2 protein-coding genes are annotated in these 1366 nt (G+C 47.1%); both read left to right on the plus strand.

Features of this window, described 5'->3' with window-relative positions; translation table 11 throughout:
- Positions 1 to 546: RnfABCDGE type electron transport complex subunit D (locus A3763_RS03540; protein ID WP_197482736.1), on the plus strand; the 546-nt coding region annotated here is incomplete at its 5' end.
- 3 nt (positions 547 to 549) lie between these two features.
- Complete coding sequence (rsxG, locus tag A3763_RS03545) at positions 550 to 1281, plus strand: electron transport complex subunit RsxG (protein ID WP_082865009.1); 732 nt, start codon at positions 550 to 552, stop codon at positions 1279 to 1281.
- Positions 1282 to 1366 lie beyond the last annotated feature (85 nt).

The following is a 1366-nucleotide window of genomic DNA, read 5'->3' on the forward strand; positions in this document are numbered from 1 at the left end:
ATAGCAGATGGTTATAGTGGGGCGACGCCTTTGGATGTCTATAAGCATGAAATTGCACACTCTACTGCGGATGTCGTTCTGCAAAATCCGGTATTTGGTGCCGGATTTTCCTTGGGTTGGGAATGGGTAAATCTGATGTTCCTGGCAGGTGGCCTGGTGTTACTTGTGAAAAAGATCATACCTTGGCAGACGCCTTTGGGAGTAATCCTTGGCTTGGCCTTGCCAGCGCTTGTCTTGGGCTATGATGCAGACCAGTTCGCACCGCTTAGCCTGCATATGCTGTCTGGTGCGACCATGCTGGGAGCTTTCTTTATAGCAACGGATCCCGTTACCTCATGTACCACGACTCGTGGCCGTTTGATTTTTGGTATTGGTATCGGTTTACTGACCTATATTATTCGCGTTTATGGTGCATACCCTGATGCCTTTGCTTTCGCTGTGCTATTGATGAATTTTGCAGCACCCCTGATTGATGTTTATACGCAGCCAAGAACTTATGGCTATGAGTCGGCAAAACGCGGCGCCAAGCAGAAAGAGGAGGCTTAAGAGATGACTGATAAGCTTAATCCAACTGACGAACGAGAAGAGCTGGGCGAACCGCTTTCTGAAACGATAGACACCCTGGGCTTGTCGATACTTCGGTCTGCGTGGGGGCTGGGTTTGTTCGCAATTATTACTGCCGGTTTAATTGCCTTTACCCAACAGGGGACGAAAGAGAAAATTGCAGAGCAGGTGAAGCAAGCAAGGTCAAAGGCCTTATTGCAGATTGTGCCACTTTCTGAGTTCGATAATGAATTACTCGATGATGCCTTTACACTAGCTCCATCTGAAGCCTTGGGGACTATTGAACCAGTAGAGGCATTCATCGCTTTAAAAGATCAGCTTCCTACCCACCTAATATTGCCTGTTGTGGCGCCTGATGGATATACAGGCCCTATACGTTTGATTATGAGTATTGATATGTCGGGGGAGCTTAAGGGTGTGAGAGTGATAGAGCATAAAGAGACGCCGGGCTTAGGTGATAAAATCGACTTGAAGAAGTCTGATTGGGTTTTATCCTTCAACGGCAAGTCTTTGGCGAACTTGACTGAAACTCAGTGGCAAGTGAAGAAAGATGGTGGAGACTTTGATCAGTTAACAGGTGCAACCATTACACCTCGTGCGATAGTCAGTGCGGTGCATAAAGCGCTGATCTACTTTAGTGAGAACAAAGATCGGATTCTGGATCAGGCAATGAGTTCTAAGTCGGGAACTGATACTGCAGCAGGTGAGGCACAATAATGGCAGCAGCAGAAAATAGCGCAGATTTAATACCGGAACAAAGCGAAGGTGCGAAGCAAAGCTTTGTTAGCAGTGGCGAGTTCAA

This window comes from Oleiphilus sp. HI0128, assembly GCF_001635365.1.

Excerpts from the sequence above, each read along its gene's own strand:
- rsxG (WP_082865009.1), top strand. The coding sequence starts at position 550 with ATGACTGATAAGCTTAATCCAACTGACGAACGAGAAGAGCTGGGCGAA.